Below are 18,485 nucleotides of genomic sequence, written 5' to 3' on the forward strand. Positions count from 1 at the left end.
ATTGGGGAAATAGATTTATTTGATAATCCTAAAAAACTAGTTGCATTCGCAGGCATGGATCCCAGAGTCTATGAATCTGGTCGATTCAAAGGAACAGTCAATCGAATCACTAAAAGAGGATCTAGCCGGTTAAGACATGCCTTATTTATGGCAGTTCGCTCAGGAATCCGTGATTCTCGTAAACAGAAAACAACGGATGAAATCATCCCCCGTAACAAGAAGTTACGAGCCTTCTATGATAAAAAGCGAGATGAAGGAAAGCCTTATAAAGTAGCCATAATAGCATGTGCAAACAAGTTGTTACATTGGATTTACGCATTATTGAAAAATAGCACTACCTTCCAAGATATTGCTTAATTTGACAACTTAACCAAGTAAACCAAAACCTTCCAATTAAAGAATAAAGGAGGGTTATTTGGCATGCGTAAATTTAGTATATCATAAGCTATTTTAGATTTTTAGAGAAAAATATTGACAACTATTAGCTGGTTTAGTACAAGAAGCAGTTGATCAAATTTAACTAACGCACCCGTTACATAAGATGACCTGATTCAGAAAGTTCTGAATTGAATTACCTGCTTAATTTTTTTCCCTACTTCAACTAAACTGACCCTTTAGCTAATAACTTCTTTATCTAAATACTATCATAATATTCCAAAAGTAGTATTGGGATTTTTGCCATAAGAAAAGACGACCCAATGAGATCACCTATTTAAACTCTTGCACCCGTTTAATTTAAGTGTTTCTATTTACAATCTAGCTTTAATTTTGTAATTCTCTTTCATATCTTTTTATAAGTAACTTAAAAGATGCCGATTTATGTCTTTATCTATGATGTAAAATAAAGAAGGATAAAAGAGATGCTTCTCACCTACTTTATCCTTCATTTCTTTCAAAATTTGAGTCTCATTCTAATCCAATTGAACCTCAATAGGATTAAGTTTGAATGGCTCCTTTGCTGGTGCTATGCCAGTACCGTATTTTCGGCCTGGTTCATCTACTTGTTTCCAGGGAGTTGCAATCGGTGTAATGATGATGGATTTTGCTTCTTCAGCGATATTTGTAGTCATAAACCTTCCATTCATTACGTATTGATGATTTCCATAAGAACCATTTGTTACTACGGTGTATTCATTTCCTAAATTATCCTTCAACTCATAATCAAAAATGACAGCTGACCAATTTTCCTCTTCCCACTCTTTTAAGTTTTTGCTAACCTTTTCTTTGGTGTAAAAACTTGTAGAAATTGGTGTTCTAGTTATATTTTTTAATTCTATTTCCATGCCATCCCCTGTAGATAACAAATTATCAAACTCCTGTGATTGACTTCCAATATTATCTAGAGTTAAGTCAAATAACCAGTTGCCTTCGATTGTATTTATTAATTGAGTTTGATCAATTTCCTTATCAAATGTACCGATTTTATATGCTTCCCATGTAAAATCAAACGTATCAGGGCGATGTCCTTTTTCAAAATTGAACATTAATATGCCAGCATACTTATTTTCATCTATTTTTTTTATTAGTTGACTTCCACTAAACATGGCAGTACTTATTGTTTGGGGAGTATCCCATTCAATAAAGGGTTCTTCTCCTAAATCATGCTCACTTTCCATCTTAAAAGCTATGGTGATATTTTCTCCATCATAAACTGCTTCCGTTAAGGTAATGCTGACACCATTACTTTCTTCTGTCATATTTAAATAAGTGGAGTGGCTTTCATATTCATCAAAAATATATCTTTTCTCGTCATCCTGGAACAGTTCAAAAATGGTTCCGATAATCGGTAGTTTCTCTGCAAATGAAGGAAAAGAAAAACTCAACATAGTAATGGTAGTAACAAGTAGAATAGCTGCAACGGCTATACCTCTTAATGAACGTTTTTTCTTCTTACTACTAAACTCAGCCCTTTTAATTCCATTACGAATAGAATTCTGGACATCCTCTTTTGGAACGTCAATCTGTTCATATATTTCCTGAAAGTATTTTTCCTTCAACGTAGCCCGCTCCTTTTAAATTTATTTTTAATTGCTCTTTTCCTCTATGCAGATAAGTTTTTACCGTGTTTTCAGGGATGTCCATCACATTAGATATTTCTTTTATTGGAAGATCATGAAAATAAAATAGAATGATCACTTCACGGTATGCTTTTTTCAAGTTATTAATTCCCTTAACTAAATCAATTTGTTCTATGTTAATTCCTTCTTGATGTGTGATAAATTGCTCTACGTTTGCCAGTGGGATATCCCTTTTTTTCTTTTTTAAGAACTCATTTGCAGAATTGATAAGTATCCTGGTTAACCAAGTAGAAAAATATTTATTCTTTTTTAATGTCTTAATTGCTACAAATGCCTTGTAACTCGTTTCTTGCACAATGTCTAAAGCATCTTCACGATTACCTGTATATAAAAATGCTGTTCGATATAATTGGTAACTGAACAACTTCAATAGATCTTCAAATGCTTCTACATCACCAGATTTTGCTTTTTCTATAAGTTTTATATGATTCATTTTCTTCCTCCCTTCCTTAACCATTAGATAGACTTCTGTTATGAAAAGTTTCAAAAATATTAATTAGTCATAAAAAAACGTCAAAACTCTCTTTTGTTTATACGTTTTAGTTCTTTTAAATAGCTATTTTCTTATCTAAAGTCTAAAGTACAAGGTATATACTGTGTATTAGTCAGGATGATTAATTGACGAGTTGCACAATAATATCCTATATTTGTATATAGAACCTAATGATTTCTCTAGTTATCTATGCGTGTATTTATATATAGTTGGAATAATATTTAAGTTAAAAACTGCATTCTCCTTATAAATATCATTAAAAAATGAGGCTACTGATAAGCTTTCAATCAGCAACCTCTTCTCATTAATTCGTTACTATATTAACTACTTTACCAGGTACAACAACAACTTTTCTTACTGTCTTCCCTACAATCCATTCTTGAATTGCTTCATTTTCTAGTGCAAGTTTTTCTAGCTCAACTTTAGCGGTATCTTTTGATACATATAGTCTCGCACGAACTTTACCCATCACTTGTACAACAATTTCCACTTCATCTTCAACTAGCTTAGATTCATCGTATGTTGGCCAAGCCTCATAGCTGATCGTTCCTTCATGACCAAGTTGAGTCCAAAGTTCTTCTGCTAAGTGAGGAGCAACTGGTGAAATCAATTTTACGAAGCCGTCTGCATATTCTCTAGGAAGTTTCTCTGCTTTATATACTTCATTAATAAATACCATCATTTGCGAGATTCCAGTATTAAAACGGAGATTCTCGAAGTCTTCAGTCACTTTCTTCACAGTTTCGTGATAAACCTTTTCTAACTCTAAACCAGCACCGTCAACTATATTACTAGATTGACTTCCATTTTCATTAATAATCAGTCTCCATACACGGTCAAGGAAACGACGTGCCCCATCTAAACCGTTAGTTGACCATAATACTGAAGCTTCTAGAGGTCCCATAAACATTTCGTAAAGACGAAGTGTATCAGCACCATGAGAAGAAATGATATCATCTGGATTTACTACATTTCCTTTTGATTTACTCATTTTCTCGTTACCATCTCCAAGAATCATTCCTTGGTTAAATAGCTTCACAAAAGGTTCTTTAGTAGGAACCACTCCAATATCGTATAGGAATTTATGCCAGAAACGTGCATATAGCAGGTGAAGTACTGCGTGCTCTGTCCCACCGATATAAATATCTACCGGCAGCCATTTTTCTAGTAATTCTGGATCCGCTAGTTTTTCATTGTTACTCGGGTCAATATAACGTAGGAAATACCAGCAACTTCCCGCCCATTGTGGCATGGTATTCGTCTCACGACGACCTTTCTTACCTGTAACCGGTTCTACTACATTTACCCAATCACTATTGGCGAGTGGTGATTCACCAGTACCAGATGGTTTTATTTCTGTCATGACAGGTAGTATTAATGGAAGTTCCTCCTCTGGAACAGTTGTCATGGTACCATCTTCCCAATGAATCACTGGAATCGGTTCACCCCAATACCGTTGTCTAGAGAATAGCCAGTCACGGAGATGATATGTTACTTTCCTCTCCCCTACGCCTTTCACCTCTAACCATTCAATCATCCTAGAAATTGCTTCTTCTTTATTTAGACCGTTAAGGAAGTCTGAGTTTACGTGCTCACCCTCCCCTGTGTAGGCTTCTTCAGAAACATCTCCACCGGCTACTACTTCCACAATTGGCAAATCAAACTTGCTTGCAAATTCAAAATCGCGTTTATCATGTGCAGGAACAGCCATAATTGCACCAGTACCGTATGATATAAGTACATAATCTGCAATCCAAATAGGCATTTTTTCTTGATTTACTGGGTTTATCGCATAGGTACCGCTAAAAACACCTGTTTTATCCTTCGCTAGATCTGTTCGCTCAAGATCGGATTTCGTTTGGGCTTTATCCAAATAGTTTTGAACAGCTTCCATATGTTGAGGAGTAGTAATTTTCTCTACAAGTGGATGTTCTGGTGCAAGAACAGCATAAGTAGCTCCAAACAACGTGTCAGGACGAGTAGTAAACACGGTAAATGTATCTTCATGACCTTCAATATTAAACGTAACTTCTGCACCTTCAGACCGTCCAATCCAGTTACGTTGCATATCTTTAAGATTTTCTGGCCAATCAAGCTCTTCCAGATCCTCTAGAAGCCTGTCAGCGTAATCGGTAATTTTCAACACCCATTGTTTCATTGGTCTCCGAATTACTGGATGGCCTCCTCGTTCACTTTTACCATCAATAACTTCTTCATTAGCGAGAACCGTCCCGAGTGCTGGGCACCAATTTACAGCAACCTCATCGATGTACGCTAGTCCTTTTTCAAATAACTTAATGAAAATCCATTGAGTCCATTTATAGAAGCTGGGATCCATAGTACTTATTTCACGTTCCCAATCATATGAAAAACCAATATCTTGCAATTGGCGCTTAAAAGTAGCTATATTTCTTAGCGTAAATTCAGATGGAGTATTACCAGTATCGATTGCATACTGTTCAGCCGGCAAACCAAAAGAATCCCACCCCATTGGATGAAGCACTTCATAACCTTGCATTCGTTTCATTCGAGATAAAATATCTGTTGCAGTATAACTAACTGGATGCCCTACATGTAAACCATCCCCTGACGGATAGGGAAACATGTCTAGCGCATAAAACTTTTGCTTATCAGATGAAGTATTTGTCTTGAATGTTTTATTTTTAAGCCAATATGATTGCCATTTTTTTTCAATTTGATAATGATCGAAGCTCATCTTATTTCCTCCTAATTATTATTTTTATAAAATAATGTTATTTAGCCAACCTTCATACCTAATACAATTTCTAATATCCTTTAAGCTCAAGGCAGACAAATGTATATAAACTATAGCAGTGTCTTTTTACCTTTATGGCAAATAAAAATAGCTCCTCATCCCAACTAAGGGACGAGAAGCTATTTTTCACGCGGTACCACCCAAATTAACGATATTACTCGCTCACTTGTATCCTTAACGCGGATTAACGGCAAAAACTACTAACGTTCACTTCTGCAGCATTAAAGGCGAGTTCGAAATTACTCGGGGGCAATTTTCACCAACCATTGCCTCTCTTGGCCCAAGTCAAATTACTACTACTCCTTCTCATCGCAATTTATCTATTAAAATGAATATTACTGAAAACAACAGGATTTGTCAAGATATTCTTAATTTTATTATAATAGTCCGATTCAATCACATAAATTCAAACTTTGCAATCATAAGTTACTTCAAGATTTTGAGAACCGTATTCTATTCTGAGTTCAATTATAAAGCTTTCATGATATTTGATATCAAAACTTATTTGGAATTACAAGTTATTTCAATGAGACTTACTTGTTTTCTGGATATCTTATCTACGTTAGTTATATCAAAGGTTTTATTATGGAACTCCTTTATATCCCAATTTGTCTTCTTTTGAAGGTGAATCGTCTAAGTAAAGATTTTGACCACTATCTTTTTCATTTTTACGACCAATAGCCACATAATGGACCTGTAACGGAATACTTATTGACACTCAATAGATCCTTAATATACTTTTCACTATAAAGGCGCCTTCTAGGAAAACATATACTAAAAGACAGCACATTTAAAGGTATATCTTATCTATAAATGAAGAAAATAGAAAAAATAGACTCTTGATTTCTACACATAGATGGTGAATTTAGATGAGAACATGGAGACATAGAAGAAGGTTAACCAAGGGAATAGAAAAAGAGAATGACAAAGACGAATCCATAGAGAGTCTGTTTCAGCAGCTAAACGCATCAAATGATTTTAATGTCATTACATGCCAGTTTGAAAAGTGTTCTCTCTCTATCGGTTATTTTTCAACCCTAATTGATTCAGAGATTTTACATCGTGATGTCCTTCCATTCCTAAAAGGCTTGGATGTAATCTCTTCATTACCAACATTGCTGCCTATTGAAGAAGTTATTCTAACTTCCGATACATCCATTATTAAAGACAATCTTTTAAAAGGGTACACCTTAATATTCGATGTTAATAACCTGAACCAGTTTGGGCTTGTGAAATCAGATGTTGATAAAACACGTCAGGTTTCCCTGCCGGAGGTAGAATTTAGTGTAGTAGGGCCAAAGGAGTCTTTTGTAGAATCCTTAGATACGAATATTAATCTTGTTCGAAAAAGACTTCCGATTCCTGAGTTTGTAGTAAAGGAACTAACCGTTGGAAAATTATCAAAAACAAGAGTCTCGGTTCTATATATTCAAGGTATTGCTAATAAAGAGAATGTCAGTACCGTTATCCAAAGGTTATCTGATTTAGATTTTGATCAAATAACTGATAGTTCCATTATCACACAATTAATCCAGGATAATCAGAATTCACCTTTTCCCCAGTTAATCGACTCAGAAAGACCTGACAGGATTGCTTCGGCTATAGGGGAAGGAAAGATTGCGATTTTAGTAGATGGTGCACCACACGGATTGATTGGCCCCACTACTATTTTTGAATTTTTTTCTGCATTTGAGGATTACTTTTTAAATTGGTTAGTTGCCTCATTTTTTCGTTTAGTCCGGTTTTTTGCTGTATTATTTTCCATTTTAGCTACACCCATTTATGTGGCAGTTCTTACTTATCATTACGAATTAATTCCAAAGGATATGGTGGCTACCTTGGTTACTTCTAGAAGTGCTATACCTTTACCTCCAATACTGGAAGCACTTGTTTTAGAATTAGCCATTGAGCTATTAAGAGAAGCAGGCGCAAGACTACCGACAAAGGTTGGTCAGACCATTGGTATCGTGGGTGGTATTGTAATTGGAACCGCTTCGGTTGAAGCGGGATTAACTAGTAATGTTTTGTTAATTATCGTTGCTCTAGCGGCGTTGGCTTCCTTTACAACCCCCGTCTATCAAATGGGTAATACGATTCGATTAATACGATTTCCATTTTTATTAATGGCCCATTATATGGGATTTCTAGGGGTGGCCATTAGCTTTTGTTACTTACTTATTCATTTATTAAGGTTAACTTCATTAGGCAGACCGTTTCTTGAACCGTTTTACCCACCAAGAGTACAGGATTTTAAAGATTCATTAATTCGTTTACCTTTTTCCCTCCAATCAAAGCGCCCAATTCAAGAACAAACGGAGGATACCATGCGTTATAGTGCTAGTAAAGCAAAGAAAAATGTTGATCCATAACAGAGTAGAGAAAGTATGGAGGTGTTAATTTGGAAGAAAAACATAAGCAGATATCTCCTTTTCTCGTATTTTTTTTAGTTCATTCTGTGCAAATGGGAGTGGGCGTGTTAGGATTTCAGCGTACTATTATGAAGTCGGCAGGAAATGATGCATGGATGGCTGTTATTGCTGCGGGTATATTGATGAATGCGATTATTATGGTCATGTACCTGTTATTAAACAAGCAGCAAAAGGACCTTATAGATATACATAAGGACTTGTTTGGAAAATGGATTGGAGGAATTTTTAGCCTTATTTGGATTATACATTGGTTAATGATTGGGCTTATCGCACTAAGGAGCTATATCGAAATAGTTCAAGTATGGGTGTTTCCTTTAATCAATATTATTATGTTCAGCATCATCATATTAAGTCTGGTCTATTATACCGTTACTGGCGGTTTTCGAGTTGTTGCTGGCATTAGCTTTCTAGGGGTTGTCATCCCTTTCTACATATTTCTAACATTCTTTTTTCCAATCGAATACGCCAATTTTCGAAATTTACTGCCTATATGGAATCATTCCGTAAAAGAACTTTCTGTTGCTACAAAGGATATGATGTTAGGTTATTTGGGATTTTCCACTTTGCTCATGTACTATCCGTATATTAAAAATCCAAAAAAATCTCAAAAATGGGCTCACTTAGGGAATTTTTTAACTTTAGGTATTTATTTATTCATACTAATCATTACCATTGCTTTTTTTAGTGAAGAACAAGTTAGTAAACAGATTTGGGCAACATTATCAATGTGGAAAATTGTGGAACTTCCATTTGTGGAAAGGTTTGAGTATATTGGTATTACATCTTGGATTTTAATTATTCTGCCAAATGTTTGTTTGTCTGTATGGGCTGCAACAAAGGGCGTTCAGAAGATGTTCAATTTTAAGCCACAAAAAGTGATACTATTCACTTTACTCATTTTACTATGCTCAACCGTAGCGATACAAGGCAGAGAAAGCATTGAAAAGCTCAATCAATATATGTCCATTCTGGGGTTATTCTTAATTTTCTTATATGTACCATTTCTTACTATACTATCTTTCTTCATAACTAAAATAAGAAAGGAGAAATCCGGAAATGGTTAAAAGAATCCTACAAAGCCTACTGTTAACTCTATTGCTTACAGGATGTATGAATATTGATCAAAGAATTTTAGACGATATTCAATTATCAACTGCTGCAGGATATGAGTATATAGAGGACGACACGTTAGAGATTACCACTGTTTTTCCCAGCTTTCAGACCGATAAGTCAATCAAAAGCGAAACGATAACGGATTCTTCCACTTTAAGCAAAGAAGTTCGAGATAAGCATAGTTTACAATCAGAAAAGCCATTTGTTAGTGGAAAAGTTGAAGTAACTTTATATGAATGGAAGACTGCAGAAAAAGGGATCAATAACCTTTTGGATACATTGCAGCGAGATCCATCAATTGGCTCTAATGTCTTTTTGGTTGTAGTTGATGGAAGTCCAAAAGAATTATTGAGCAAACAGTATGGAAATCCGGACAATGGCATTTACCTATCAAATTTAATTGAGCAAAATATTGAAACGGGTTTGATCCATAAAACGAACCTTCATCAATTTTTATATAAACTTTATGCGGAAGGGATTGATCCTGCCCTTCCTGTAATTAAACAAGAAGACGGCCAAGTAAAACTAACAGCAGTCGGGCTGTTTGAAAATGATAAATTGGTTGGCCAAATAGAGGAAGAGCAATTCTTTATCTTCAAGATATTATTGGAACGGAAAGGCAACAAGGATTCATACTCACTAAAACTGAATGAAGATGAAGAAATTTCTATTTATAATATAGGTTCAGAAAGGAAATACGACATACAGAAGCCGCTGACAAATTCCGAAATAATAATAAATGTTAAATTAAAGTCAAGTATTCTGGAATATCAAAATGGTACCCTAAAAAATGAAAAAATCACTTATCTAGAGAAGGAAATTAAAAAATTGATTGAACAAGAGTCACTGGAAATGATTCAGCAGTTTCAAGAAAAAGGAATTGATCCGCTAGGAATTGGTGAAGAAGTTCGAACCCGAACTCGGAACTGGGATCAAAAGAAATGGAAGGAACTTTACCCTGATCTCAAAATAACTGTTAATGTCGAGGTAAATCTTTTGGAAAAAGGGGTTGTAGAATAATTTGATGAGGTTATGTCCAAAAAGACAATGAAATTGTGAAAAAAACATAAGATGACATCACATTTGTGTCCATTTTATATTTTTCACACAAATGTGGTCTCTTTAGTGATGGTCTAGTATTATTAACCGCATTTCCCTTCATTAGTTAGGTGTGTATAGATCTTAGTTGTTTGTATAGATGAATGACCTAGTTGATTCCAAACAGAATCTTGACGATATAACTCTTCAATCAATTCTTTCAAATCTTCTATTGCCACAATTGTAATGAGTTTTGCATTTATTTATTTCTATTAATCTAAACTTTACTAGTAGTAGCTTTTTTCAGTGCACTATTTAATTTTTCGGAGCTTAGGATCATCGCTGCAACAAATATAACAATACAAATTGGGAAGATTCCTATTGTTAGATGGGATGCAGTGAAACCAAGTAAAGGTGGAATAAATGTGGTTCCTGTATAAGCGACCGCCATTTGATAGCCCATAATGGTTTGAGAATGTTTTTTTCCAAAGCGTGTTGGTGTTTCATGCAACATACACGGAAATATCGGTGCTAATCCCAGTCCAACTATGATAAAACCTATTAGTGAGAAAGTCGACGGCAAAGGTAAAAGTAGAACAAAGGCACCTGTCAATGCTAAAATTTGCCCTCCGCGAATAAGTGTTCGGTTATTCATTTTAAACGTGATAAAACCTGTTATCAATCTACCAATTGTTATTCCAGCAAAATAGAAGGAAACCCAGCCAGCAGCAGTTGCAGGTCTTAACCCTTTGACATTTACCAAATAACTACTTCCCCAAAGATTCATTGTTGCTTCTACCCCACAATAAAATAAGAAGGATAATAGCGCCAGTTTAACTCCCTTCACTTGTAAAGGTTTTAGATTTGTCTTATCTTCAATATTATGGATAGTCTTAGAATCCTTTGTCTCTTCATCTATAGTAGTATTTCTGTTTTTTGTCACTCTGTTCCATAAAGGTAACGATAAAATAAGGATCAATACTAATGATATCTGTATGCAAGCAATAACAAAATATCCATTACGCCAAGAAGTATCACCTGAAATAAACTGAGCCATAATGATAGGACCAAGAGTAGCTCCTACTCCCCAAAAACAATGTAACCAACTCATATGATGTGCCTTATAATTTGTAGCCACATAATCGTTTAATCCTGCGTCAACTGCTCCAGCTCCTAATCCAAGTGGGATAGCACATACAATTAACCAACCAACAGATGGTGCAAAGTAAAATCCTAGCAATGCAACAGCAGTCATGGTGACGCTGACAAGTGTAACTTTTCCAGTCCCGAACTGTTTAAGCACCTTACCACTAACCAAACTGGAGATAATGGTACCACCCGCAATGGTCATAAAAAGAATTCCACCAACCTCAAGCGGAGCCACAATGTCCGATTGCATCGCAGGCCATGCTGCCCCTAACAATGAATCGGGTAAACCTAAGCTGATAAAAGCCAAATAAATAATGACTAAAAGTAGAGTTGTCATATATTAACCTCGTCTAAAATAGTAACTTGTTTCATTTATTTCTTTCATTTAACATAAGTTCAAGCCCAAGACTTTGTAATCCATATAAATAATCTTGCTTCCAATCACTCCTAGTAAGTTCTGGGAGGTGTTCTGATGGGATAAATTTCGAACTAACTTCAGTAATTTTGTTTAATACCTCTTTTTCGATTTCGTCCCTATTAAAAATTATAGTATGAGGGTTAATAATTGCTGGATTAGGACCCAAAATCGTCACCCCCTGATTTATAAGACTTATTAAAGTTATTTAATAAGTCTTAAAATACTATATCACATAATATTTCTAAGTGCCCATTTCTACTAATTTTATAAGTAGTCATCTAGATTTGAAATTTTAAAAAGAACTATTAAATCCTATACAATTAACGTAAAATCCAAAAGAAAAAGCGACCAAGAAGTTGATCGCATGAATTATTATTTTTATTCATTTAGATTATAAGTAAGATATCTATTATCAACGGCATTTTTAGTATATTAAAGTATCTAATGTGAAAACTATTCACTTTCCCCTAAATCCCAAAGAAATCCTTGATAAACAGCTTGTTCTGGATTTTCCTCATTGACAACCCAACTTGAATATATCTCATCAAACATTTGCCATTCATCGTAATCTCCCTTGGTTAACTGGTATGGAATACCAATACTAAATACATCATAAGCACTTCCACCGTCGACTTTTCTCATGCTAAATGGATGAATATTTAAGAAATCAAGCAGCGTATCTGCTAACCTTTCAGACATTTCTTCCATATTTTCTTGTTTAACATCTTTTATAACAAAATCTGTTGTAGCTAGAAATTTATCGAATTTCCTTAAATTGGAATAATTCTCCTCTTCAACAAATTTGAAATAATCATCTAGTACTTCTACTTTGTCAATAGAAATACCAAAGTGTTTCTGGTACAGATCTGGTGCAAAGTGAAGAAAAGCAATATCTATATAATTGTTTGTCATACCAATTGTGGGTAGCCCACCGGCATCACCTTGATAAAGGTAAGCATGGAACTGAATATCAAGATTAGATGCTGGAGCTACTAAGAGCACATCATACCCTTCATTATTTACCCCAACTACTTCAATAAATTCAAATTCTTCCTTATATTTGTGTTCTAAATCACTCAATGCAAGATCAACATTCCTTTTACCACTTTTTGGTGCACAAGCCACTAACATTACAAGACACAAAAATAAAACAACCCAACTAACCTTTCTCATGCAGTCACCACTCTCATACTATAAACTTATCAACCATTTATCGATTATTCATAGACAAGCTCTTCCATCTCTTCTATCCACTGATATACACGGTCTTTGATTTCATCAGCAATTTTATCTATTTCCTCGATTTTTTGAGATTCTAATTCTCTATAGATTTCTATTTTACTACTATATCGAGAAGAAATTATTTCCTCAATCTCTTTATATGTATCAAGTGATACCATTTCTTTCGTGATGATAATATTCATTGCAGCATCAATTCGTTCTTTCTCTTTATCAATTAATTGTCTAATTGTTTTATGCTCTTCCCGATATCGATTGTACTCCGCTAAAATTTCCCATGGACCAGGTGCTTTCATATGAGCCCATGCTAACTCTCCCATGGAAGGTAACCATTCGTATTCAATCGTCTCTTGTATTTCTTCTGCGTTATTAGCTGAATAATATTTTCCATTCCCGGACGCAGAAACAGCAGTCAACTGTTCTTCTGCTTTTTTATCCACATTAAATCCAATTATGTTGACTGAACGATCTTCGTTTTCCTTTACAAAATCTTCTGCGGCGATAATTGGATTACCATCACAGGTTTCCACACCATCACTAACAATATAGACAGTTATAGTCCCTTCTATTTCAGCACTCATCTCAGTTGCCTTATTAATTGCTCCTGCAAGTGGGGTCCATCCTTTACTTTCGAAATTAGATAGTGATTCCTGGAATGATTCCGAGTTGTATGCACCCATCGGATAAATTTCCTCAATACCTTCACAGGATAATTTCTTATCAGAATTGGCTTCAGACCCTTTATGTCCATATACAACTAAAGAAACTTCACTTTCTTGACCAATTACATCCGCAAATCGCATGACTGCATCCTTTGCAACGTCCATTTTTACCTCACCATCAACACTTAAAAGCATACTTGAACTCGCATCTAGTAATATAATTGCCTTACCAATTTCTTCACTATTACCAGATTCACTAACTCTTTTAGGGTTTGGAAGATATGGAACCTCGAACTCAGGCTGAAAAGCCTCTGCATTTTCAATTGCTTCTTTATAATTAGGACTACCTAATAGTTTAATAAGAGCACCTTCGATAACTTTCGGATCCTTAGTTTCATTTATGATTTTAACCAATTGATTATGTAATTCTTCATTTAAGCTATCAAGTACTTCTTCCGTATCGGTTGATAATTCTTTATCTAATGTTAGATCATTTACCAAAATTCCAACAGGCTGATTTTTGATATTATCTAAGCTCTCTGTGGTACCAATTTCTCCTATTTCAACTTTCATGGTTTCCACTTCAGATTTTTGGTGATTTTTATCTCTTACCTGCTCTTCATCATCAACAGGTTCTTCTACTATAGTCTGATTATCTTGACTACATGCAGCAGTTACGAATAATAGACCAATCATAAGTATCAATAAATAATTTCGCAATACCCGCACTCCTTTATTTTCCATTTCTACAATCTAGATTGGAGTGAAAATAGGTATTCGTCAATATATCGAAATAACTAATTAGTTTACATAAGTAGGACTTATTAACCATATACGATGTGGATACGTAATCAAAATATCAATCAATAAATTGATGATTCTAATGGATACAAAACGACTAGTACCGGAATAAAATATAGGAGGAGATATTTAGTATTTAATAATAAAAACAGTCAATTTTTAAAAAAATTAACAAAAACTAAAGAATAGTCATAGGATTCTTAAGCTAAAATAATGAATAAGGAGTTACTATAGGAGGTTTCTACTGTGGCCAAACTAAGGGTTTTCGATTTTAGCTTTCAAAATTTAACTCATAAGAGCATGTCTTTCGACGAGGTTTTCGGACATATTATACGTTTTATGGAGAAAGAACCAAACGGGCAATACCGTTTAATATTTGGTACCGACTCTCAAGTACATCCAACCTACACTAGATTTATAACTGGGATTGTTATTCAACGTGAATCCAAAGGTGCCTGGGCCTGTATACGCAAAGTAATCGTACCAAGAAAAATGATGAATCTCCATGAACGAATATCCTACGAAACTACCCTAACAGAAGAAGTAGTTTCTATGTTTACAGAAGAAAAAAAGACCCGATTAATCGATATCGTTCTCCCCAATATCTATAAGGGATCATCCTTTACAATTGAAGGGCATATTGATATTGGTTCTTCTCACAAAAATAAAACAAGGGTGTTTGTAAACGAGATGGTTGGAAGGATGGAATCATTAGGTATAGAGCCTAAAATCAAACCAGACTCGTTTGTTGCAAGCTCCTATGCTAATCGGTTCACAAAATAATTAAATTGGAATGTCATATTTATTAAAGATATTTACTCCCTTCACGAACACTGAGCTTTGGTAGCTCGTTTTGTTGTATAAAATTACGAACGGATATGGGATTTGTTTTTGAATATTCTCGAAGTGCCCATCCTATTGCCTTTTGAATAAAGAATTCCTTGCTGTCTGCATTCCTTTTTATGTATTCATACAGTAATTTTTCTTTTGTTTTCTCTTTATATTTTAATTGAAATAATAGTGCTGTTCTTCTCAACCACATATTTTTATCTGTAGACCAATCCTCAATGGTTTCATCGATAATACTTGGTGATTTTGCTGCGATTTTACCAATTGGCTTTTGGGCTAACATATCTACTGTATCCCACCATGATTTTGTCGTAATTAGATTCTGAAAAAGTAACAGATGTTCTTTCGTAAAATTTTTAAGTTGCTTATTGATATAATCCAGCGCTATATATTGATATTCTCGTTCATCTTTATTCCATAATGTTGATACTAAATCAGAATTAAAAGGCTGCTTATGTAAACCTGTTTCCTTATAAAGTTGTGTTGTAATTTTTCTGCGTTCGGGTGTTTTAATCCCCAAAAAAGTAAACTGGTTCTTCATATATTTTTCCATCTGCATTGCGTTTTCTGTATTGCGATTCTTTTCGGTTTCTATAGTTAACCATTCCAGCAACGTCTTCCCTCCTATTATAAAAGGTCCAATTTGATACATAAATTGGACCTTTTAAATCGTTCAGCATTGAATACTTCTTTTAGGATCCTGTAAACATTTGAACCCATGCACCATTGTAATAACCTACACCAATGGAGTCAAATTTAGCATTTAAGATATTGGCCCTATGCCCTGATGAATTCATCCACGCATTCATGACCTCTTGTGGAGTTTTTTGCCCTTTGGCAATGTTTTCTCCAGCTGTTCGATATTTTATGCCGAAAGTTCTCATCATATCGAAAGGTGATCCATAGTTCGGACTAGTATGAGAGAAATAGTTGGAATTAATCATGTCCATTGCTTTTTTTTCTGCAACATTTTTAATATCAGCTCTGTGTAGCAATGGTGATAATCCGTTTTTAGCTCTCTCTTTGTTCACCAACTGGGCAACTTGTTCCTCAAAGGTAGTTGGGCTAGTAGCAGTTGCGCGAAGTCGAATTACCGATCCAACCTGCATATTTGTAGGAACGACATTTGGATTCAATCGCATTAATTCACGATAATCTAACCCATATCGCTTTGCTATAAACCAAAACGAATCTCCTTTTGAAACTTTATAGTAATCAAAAGGTGGTTCATTAAACATTTTGATATTTTGCGCACTTGCTCCCATTGGAAATACAAGCAATATCGCAAAGAGCAAGGGAATCAATCGCTTTAACATAATTTGTCACCTCATATTTAGTAAAATTGTTATCCCCTGCTTCTATTGTTTCTAATGTAACAATAGTAATGCATAGATTTACCCTGGTGTAAAAATTTGGTAAAATTAACGTTCCTTCTTAAATCTGATCTGTTAATAAAACAATGTTAATCCAATTAAAATTATCATAATATCTGCACAAATATGTATCATCCAAGACGTCCAAATCGTTTGATTACGTTCATTAACTTTATGAAATACCAAACCGATAATCCACAACCCGAAAAAACAAAGCCCAATAATCAATGGACTAAACCATAATGCGATCATCGGAATATGATAAGCAGCAAATAACAATGGACTATAAATATAACCTACTTTTTTCGGTAAATTAAAAAAGATAAATCCTCTAAAGAAATACTCTTCTAAAAAGGAATTTCCAAATGTCACATAAAGTCCCACAAAAAAATATGTAGTAGCACTGATCCCCAAACGCTGCGTTAAATCGGTTTTTATGGCATCTAGATTTATTAATGGCAAAAATATTAAATAAGCAATTAGAACGATTGCAGCAGACGATAGCCCAAGAATAACAATTCGTTTCCAGTCATTAAATGTTAATTTCTCTATACTAATAACATCCCTAAATCGAAAATCCTTAAATATTAGAATGTAAATTCGAATATTTAGGTAAAAAAGAAATATTTTTAACGCTGTTTTTATTAAATAATTAATTTCAATACCATGTTCAATTAAGGCAAGAAAACCACAAGTAATAATTGTACTTATGATAATATAAATTGATTTTTTCCCCATAAAAGTTCCCCTATCATGACCTTTGAGTGAATTGTATATTTTTTTCAGAATCTAATTACGATTATCCCATATCGATACTCTTATGTACAATAGAAAAATAATTAAAGTAAAAGGGTAAATTTGTAAAAAAAATGAATTAAAAAATATAATCGGGGTATCATACATTTTGTAAGGTGAAATAGAACTACTTTGTTCTTTTCACTAAAAAAATATAGGAGGTATGTAGAAAATGGCGAATAACAAAAATCGCAATAACAACAATAACAACAACAATAATAACAACAATAATAATGATAATGTTGAGTTTGCGAATGAGTTTCTAAATGATGATAATTTAGATAACAACAATAACGATAATAATAATCGCAACAACAACAATCGTAACAACAACAAACGTAAATAGTAGTATTAAAAGTAAAAACCTGTATTGTCATACAATACAGGTTTTTACTTCGGTACTACGATAAAAGTTTAATTAAATTTTTCACTTGTAATTCTTCAAATTTCTGAGTTACTTTTTCTCGGTTGTATTTCCAGCCCGCTTTTTCTAATGAGATTTCAATCGGTACATCACAACGAATTTCAGCAAGACGTCTGGACAAATGAAGCATATCTAGATTTGCTTTTATTTTTGTTTGTACACCTTTAGGTAACTGATCAATATTCTCTAATAAACAATCAATTGTTTCATGTTCTTGTAATAGCTTTAAGGCTGTTTTTTCCCCTACACCCTTAACCCCTGGATAGTTATCGGATGTGTCTCCCATTAAACCTTTAAGGTCAATTATTTGTTTGGGGTAAAGTCCCTTCTTCTCATAAAAATTTTCCTCAGTGAATACATCATAATTCCCTTGACCTTTTCTCATAATGGCTACACTAATTCCCGATTCAACTAATTGAAGAATATCTTGATCACCAGTTAGTATTAGCACTTCATTCTCTTTAGAGAATTGTTTGGCAAGTGTACCAATACAATCATCCGCTTCAAAATTTTCAACTCCTATATTGGGCATATCAAATGCATCAACAACCTCTTTAACTAAATCAAATTGCGGAATTAATTCTTCAGGAGGAGCTGACCGATTACCTTTATAATCTTCATACATCGATGTGCGAAATGTTTTACTTCCCATATCCCAGCAACAAATAACATGTGTTGGTTGAAATGTGTCCACCGCATTTAGAAAATAGCGTAGAAATTGGTACACACCATTTGTAGGTACCCCATTTTCATTTTTCATGAAGTTACCTCGAATTGATGTTGCGAAAAATCCTCTAAATAAAAGGGCCATACCATCTACTAATAAAATTGATTGCTGCAATCTATTC

Annotated in this window: 18 protein-coding genes and 1 other annotated feature; of the genes, 6 read left to right on the forward strand and 12 right to left on the reverse strand. The window is 34.3% G+C overall.

Annotated elements, in window-relative coordinates; genetic code table 11:
* Window positions 1-357 (forward strand): IS110 family transposase (locus TY11_RS07285; protein WP_042144526.1); only part of this gene is annotated, 357 nt, incomplete at its 5' end.
* A gap of 554 nt (window positions 358-911) precedes the next feature.
* On the opposite strand, the gene TY11_RS07290 is transcribed toward TY11_RS07285, so the two are convergent.
* The 4 genes from TY11_RS07290 to TY11_RS20995 all read right to left on the reverse strand — a co-directional run bounded on the left by TY11_RS07290 (window position 912) and on the right by TY11_RS20995 (window position 6,065).
* The gene (locus TY11_RS07290) at window positions 912-1,997 is read right to left on the reverse strand and encodes a DUF4179 domain-containing protein (protein WP_042144568.1); all 1,086 of its coding nucleotides are present in this window, start codon (window positions 1,995-1,997) and stop codon (window positions 912-914) included.
* Window positions 1,966-2,511 (reverse strand): sigma-70 family RNA polymerase sigma factor, encoded by a 546-nt coding sequence (locus TY11_RS07295; protein ID WP_042144570.1) that lies wholly within the window; start codon window positions 2,509-2,511, stop codon window positions 1,966-1,968. The genes TY11_RS07290 and TY11_RS07295 overlap by 32 nt, the downstream gene beginning before the upstream one ends.
* A 364-nt stretch (window positions 2,512-2,875) precedes the next feature.
* Window positions 2,876-5,287 carry a leucine--tRNA ligase gene (gene leuS, locus TY11_RS07300; protein WP_042144572.1) on the reverse strand — a complete coding sequence of 804 codons (2,412 nt, stop codon included), beginning with the start codon at window positions 5,285-5,287 and terminating at the stop codon, window positions 2,876-2,878.
* 164 nt (window positions 5,288-5,451) lie between these two features.
* Window positions 5,452-5,666 (reverse strand) — a binding site (T-box leader).
* Between the two features lie 264 nt (window positions 5,667-5,930).
* Window positions 5,931-6,065, reverse strand: a complete 135-nt coding sequence (locus TY11_RS20995) for a hypothetical protein (RefSeq protein ID WP_255342661.1) — start codon at window positions 6,063-6,065, stop codon at window positions 5,931-5,933.
* 151 nt (window positions 6,066-6,216) lie between these two features.
* Between TY11_RS20995 and TY11_RS07305 the strand changes: the two genes are divergently transcribed.
* The 3 genes from TY11_RS07305 to TY11_RS07315 are packed head-to-tail and all read left to right on the forward strand — an operon-like array spanning window position 6,217 to window position 9,909.
* Window positions 6,217-7,716 (forward strand): spore germination protein, encoded by a 1,500-nt coding sequence (locus TY11_RS07305; protein ID WP_042144574.1) that lies wholly within the window; start codon window positions 6,217-6,219, stop codon window positions 7,714-7,716.
* Between the two features lie 29 nt (window positions 7,717-7,745).
* Window positions 7,746-8,840: a GerAB/ArcD/ProY family transporter gene (locus TY11_RS07310; protein WP_042144577.1), complete on the forward strand. Its 1,095-nt coding sequence runs from the start codon at window positions 7,746-7,748 to the stop codon at window positions 8,838-8,840.
* A complete protein-coding gene (locus tag TY11_RS07315; RefSeq protein ID WP_042144580.1) occupies window positions 8,833-9,909 on the forward strand; it encodes a Ger(x)C family spore germination protein in 1,077 nt (358 codons plus the stop codon). Before TY11_RS07310 ends, TY11_RS07315 begins: the two co-directional genes overlap by 8 nt.
* A gap of 295 nt (window positions 9,910-10,204) precedes the next feature.
* On the opposite strand, the gene TY11_RS07320 is transcribed toward TY11_RS07315, so the two are convergent.
* The 4 genes from TY11_RS07320 to TY11_RS07335 form a co-directional block, all read right to left on the reverse strand.
* A complete protein-coding gene (locus TY11_RS07320) occupies window positions 10,205-11,413 on the reverse strand; it encodes an MFS transporter (RefSeq protein WP_042144585.1) in 1,209 nt (402 codons plus the stop codon).
* A 31-nt stretch (window positions 11,414-11,444) separates the two neighbouring features.
* Window positions 11,445-11,660: a hypothetical protein gene (locus TY11_RS07325; protein WP_042144587.1), complete on the reverse strand. Its 216-nt coding sequence runs from the start codon at window positions 11,658-11,660 to the stop codon at window positions 11,445-11,447.
* 287 nt (window positions 11,661-11,947) lie between these two features.
* The gene (locus TY11_RS07330; RefSeq protein ID WP_042144590.1) at window positions 11,948-12,667 is read right to left on the reverse strand and encodes a hypothetical protein; all 720 of its coding nucleotides are present in this window, start codon (window positions 12,665-12,667) and stop codon (window positions 11,948-11,950) included.
* Window positions 12,668-12,711: 44 nt separating this feature from the next.
* Complete coding sequence (locus TY11_RS07335) at window positions 12,712-14,115, reverse strand: vWA domain-containing protein (RefSeq protein WP_042144592.1); 1,404 nt, start codon at window positions 14,113-14,115, stop codon at window positions 12,712-12,714.
* 381 nt (window positions 14,116-14,496) lie between these two features.
* Here TY11_RS07335 and TY11_RS07340 point away from each other — a divergent pair, with 381 nt between their 5' ends.
* Window positions 14,497-14,979, forward strand: coding sequence for a ribonuclease H-like YkuK family protein (locus tag TY11_RS07340; protein ID WP_042145236.1), 483 nt, complete (start codon window positions 14,497-14,499; stop codon window positions 14,977-14,979).
* 22 nt (window positions 14,980-15,001) lie between these two features.
* On the opposite strand, the gene TY11_RS07345 is transcribed toward TY11_RS07340, so the two are convergent.
* From TY11_RS07345 to TY11_RS19830, 3 genes are all read right to left on the reverse strand, one after another.
* Entirely contained in the window at window positions 15,002-15,658 is a 657-nt protein-coding gene (locus TY11_RS07345) for a DNA alkylation repair protein (protein WP_369797402.1), read from the reverse strand.
* 79 nt (window positions 15,659-15,737) lie between these two features.
* Entirely contained in the window at window positions 15,738-16,361 is a 624-nt protein-coding gene (locus TY11_RS07350; protein WP_042144594.1) for a CAP domain-containing protein, read from the reverse strand.
* A gap of 132 nt (window positions 16,362-16,493) precedes the next feature.
* Window positions 16,494-17,156, reverse strand: a complete 663-nt coding sequence (locus TY11_RS19830) for a CPBP family intramembrane glutamic endopeptidase (RefSeq protein ID WP_052345774.1) — start codon at window positions 17,154-17,156, stop codon at window positions 16,494-16,496.
* 229 nt (window positions 17,157-17,385) lie between these two features.
* Between TY11_RS19830 and TY11_RS20645 the strand changes: the two genes are divergently transcribed.
* A complete protein-coding gene (locus TY11_RS20645) occupies window positions 17,386-17,559 on the forward strand; it encodes a hypothetical protein (protein WP_197025069.1) in 174 nt (57 codons plus the stop codon).
* A 55-nt stretch (window positions 17,560-17,614) separates the two neighbouring features.
* On the opposite strand, the gene TY11_RS07360 is transcribed toward TY11_RS20645, so the two are convergent.
* Window positions 17,615-18,478 (reverse strand): 5'-3' exonuclease, encoded by an 864-nt coding sequence (locus TY11_RS07360; RefSeq protein ID WP_081755866.1) that lies wholly within the window; start codon window positions 18,476-18,478, stop codon window positions 17,615-17,617.
* Between the last annotated feature and the right edge of the window lie 7 nt (window positions 18,479-18,485).

Origin of the sequence: Paucisalibacillus algeriensis (assembly GCF_000577245.1) — a bacterium.
In the GTDB taxonomy this organism is placed as follows: domain Bacteria; phylum Bacillota; class Bacilli; order Bacillales; family Amphibacillaceae; genus Ornithinibacillus.

Coding starts and splice junctions, on each gene's coding strand:
- TY11_RS19830 (WP_052345774.1), bottom strand. CDS start 17,156: ATGGGGAAAAAATCAATTTATATTATCATAAGTACAATTATTACTTGT.
- TY11_RS07315 (WP_042144580.1), top strand. CDS start 8,833: ATGGTTAAAAGAATCCTACAAAGCCTACTGTTAACTCTATTGCTTACA.
- TY11_RS07305 (WP_042144574.1), top strand. CDS start 6,217: ATGAGAACATGGAGACATAGAAGAAGGTTAACCAAGGGAATAGAAAAA.
- TY11_RS20645 (WP_197025069.1), top strand. CDS start 17,386: ATGGCGAATAACAAAAATCGCAATAACAACAATAACAACAACAATAAT.
- TY11_RS07350 (WP_042144594.1), bottom strand. CDS start 16,361: ATGTTAAAGCGATTGATTCCCTTGCTCTTTGCGATATTGCTTGTATTT.
- TY11_RS07320 (WP_042144585.1), bottom strand. CDS start 11,413: ATGACAACTCTACTTTTAGTCATTATTTATTTGGCTTTTATCAGCTTA.
- TY11_RS07330 (WP_042144590.1), bottom strand. CDS start 12,667: ATGAGAAAGGTTAGTTGGGTTGTTTTATTTTTGTGTCTTGTAATGTTA.
- TY11_RS07340 (WP_042145236.1), top strand. CDS start 14,497: ATGTCTTTCGACGAGGTTTTCGGACATATTATACGTTTTATGGAGAAA.
- leuS (WP_042144572.1), bottom strand. CDS start 5,287: ATGAGCTTCGATCATTATCAAATTGAAAAAAAATGGCAATCATATTGG.
- TY11_RS07295 (WP_042144570.1), bottom strand. CDS start 2,511: ATGAATCATATAAAACTTATAGAAAAAGCAAAATCTGGTGATGTAGAA.